Origin of the sequence: Chlorogloea sp. CCALA 695 (assembly GCF_003003885.1) — a bacterium.
GTDB lineage: Bacteria > Cyanobacteriota > Cyanobacteriia > Cyanobacteriales > Chroococcidiopsidaceae > Aliterella.
Genome location: NZ_PVWN01000149.1, coordinates 1 through 2467, shown reverse-complemented (window position 1 = coordinate 2467; position 2467 = coordinate 1). Strand labels below are relative to the sequence as shown.

At 41.7% G+C, this 2467-nt stretch carries 1 protein-coding gene; it reads left to right on the top strand.

What is annotated here, in order from left to right; translation table 11 throughout:
• Positions 1–814 precede the first annotated feature (814 nt).
• Positions 815–2374 (top strand): reverse transcriptase domain-containing protein, encoded by a 1560-nt coding sequence (locus C7B70_RS25575; protein ID WP_106371665.1) that lies wholly within the window; start codon positions 815–817, stop codon positions 2372–2374.
• The last annotated feature ends 93 nt before the right edge of the window (positions 2375–2467 follow it).

Genomic DNA, 2467 nt, shown 5'->3' with positions numbered 1-2467 from the left:
GCTGAACTCTCAGTTTGATGTAGGTGAAAGTCCTACTCGCCAGGTTCAGGCGTGACACCCTATCTGCCTCTACCGAACAAGCTCGATTCTTGTAGAGTAAAGCGGGGAACAGGGCGCAATCAGGTGCGGCTCGTTTCATTGAAACATAACAATAGTTATGGGGATAAGATTCCTTACACCGCCTTAGTTTCAATTGAAACTTTAAAGAAAGTAAGGAAAACTTTAGTTTAGTGTAGGTGCGCCGAAAATTCAAAGTAAGCAAGTCCTACCCTCTAGGGATGGAGTGATGCCAGACCTACCCACATAGACAGAGAATAAAACTCTGAAAATGAAGCTGGGAATAGGACGGGAAAAACGAAGCCGTAAAGTCAAATGACAGGTTGATACCCGTTAGGTAAGCGTGTAACGGTTAAGTTAAGTCTGAACCTTCTAAAAAAGCATCCAATGTCCACTAATCGAAAGATTAGATAACCACACAAAATAATCCGATAAGGATGAACATACCCACAGAGTGTCTGATTAACATCTGTAAGCCTGGGAAATGGTGGGTGAATTGAAGGAACCTAAAACCGCAAAATAACTAAACTGAGGAACGAATAAAACAGTTCCTTACACCTTCTTCTGAGAATCTAGGATACGCCCCGAGAAGAAGTGAAGCCCTTAAATAAGGTTGAGCGGGAGGAATTGGTAAGATGCGCTCGAAAATCTGAAAGGTAAGGACTTGAGGACAACTGGGCGCGGTTTACATAGACAGATTCTTAATGCGTAAATCATGTGATGACGACGGAATTAAAACAAGCGCGATAAATGGAAAATAATCCCTTGGCGAAAGCTGAGAAAGATTGTCTTCAGATTACAAGTAAGAATCTTCAAGGCTCAAAAGAACGGAAATCTACGATTAGTTCGGAGACTTCAGAAACTTTTATTAAGCTCTAGAGCAGCTAAATTACTTGCCATTCGACAGGTAACTCAGCTAAATATGGGGAGAAAAACCGCAGGGGTGGACGGAAAGAAAGCCCTTGAGACTGCACAAAGATTAGCCCTTTTTGAGGTGCTAGTTAAGAACTGGAAGCAATGGCAGCATCAACCCCTAAAACGGGTATGGATACCCAAAGCTGATGGAACAAAACGCGGATTAGGAATACCAACCATAGCAGAACGAGCCTATCAATGCCTTCTCAAGTATGCTCTGGAACCAGCAACAGAAGCCATCTTTAATGCCAATTCTTTTGGTTTTAGACCTGGTAGAAGTTGTCACGATGTTCAAAAAGGAATATTCGATAATCTTGGAAAAAAAGGTATTGAGAAAAGAATCCTGGAACTGGACATCGAACGGTGTTTCGACGCTATCGACCACAAATTCATTATGCGAAGCGTTCAACTACCAAGAGCAGCAAAAACCGGACTCTTCAGAGCTATCAAAGCCGGAGTTAGAGGAGAGTTCCCTATCTCAGAGTCAGGAACACCTCAAGGCGGGACGATCAGCCCCTTACTTGCCAATATCAGCCTACATGGACTTGAAGATATTGGACACCAAGTTAGATGTAAAAGTATCAGGGGTGGAAGAGGTATCGACGCAATAAACGGATTCCGCTATGCAGATGACGTAGTGTTTATTCTCAAGCCCCAAGACGATGCCATAGCCTTGCGAGAAGTAATTGACCGATTCTTAGAAATAAGAGGGTTAAATGTAAAAGAAGCAAAAACCAAATTAGTACAAAGTACAGAAAGTTTCGACTTCCTTGGATGGACACTTGCTGTCAGAACCAATGACAAATTTATTTTTACACCTAGTCAGAAATCTGCAAAGAAAGTAAAGGCAAAAGTCAAAGAAATGATGAAAGATAGTCGATTTAATCTTGAGGAAAGAATCGATAAGTGCGGTTCCATTATTCGAGGATGGAGAAACTACCATAAATACTGCGATATGAGTGGTGATTACCTATGGTCATTAAGATTATGGGTATGGAAATTCCTACGCAAGCAAGGCAGATACAATCGTCACCAAACCAACAAGGTTATTGAACGAGCATTTCCCAAAATTTCATGGAAAGTAAATAGTCATATCAAAGTAAAAGGGAATAAATCACCGTTTGATGGAGACATAATTTACTGGTCAAAACGGGAAAATGCTAACTATAACGGGATAACTGTCAATCTTCTGAGCAAACAAAAACACACCTGTACCTCCTGTGGATTAAAGTTCTATCCTGGGGACAAAGTAGAAATTCATCATCAAGACGGAAACCATATCAATTGGAAACTGTCCAATCTTGAAGTTTTACATCGAGAATGTCACCAACACCAAGCCATACACGGTGAAGTGAGAGTCAGAAAGGCAAGCAGCCCATTAAAGGGTGGTAAGGCTTGTTAAGTAAATGTGAACCAGGAGCGTAGTGAGGGGAAACTTTCACGCTACGTTCTGAAGGAGAGGTATCCCGTGGCAACATGGGTATCGACTCTAATA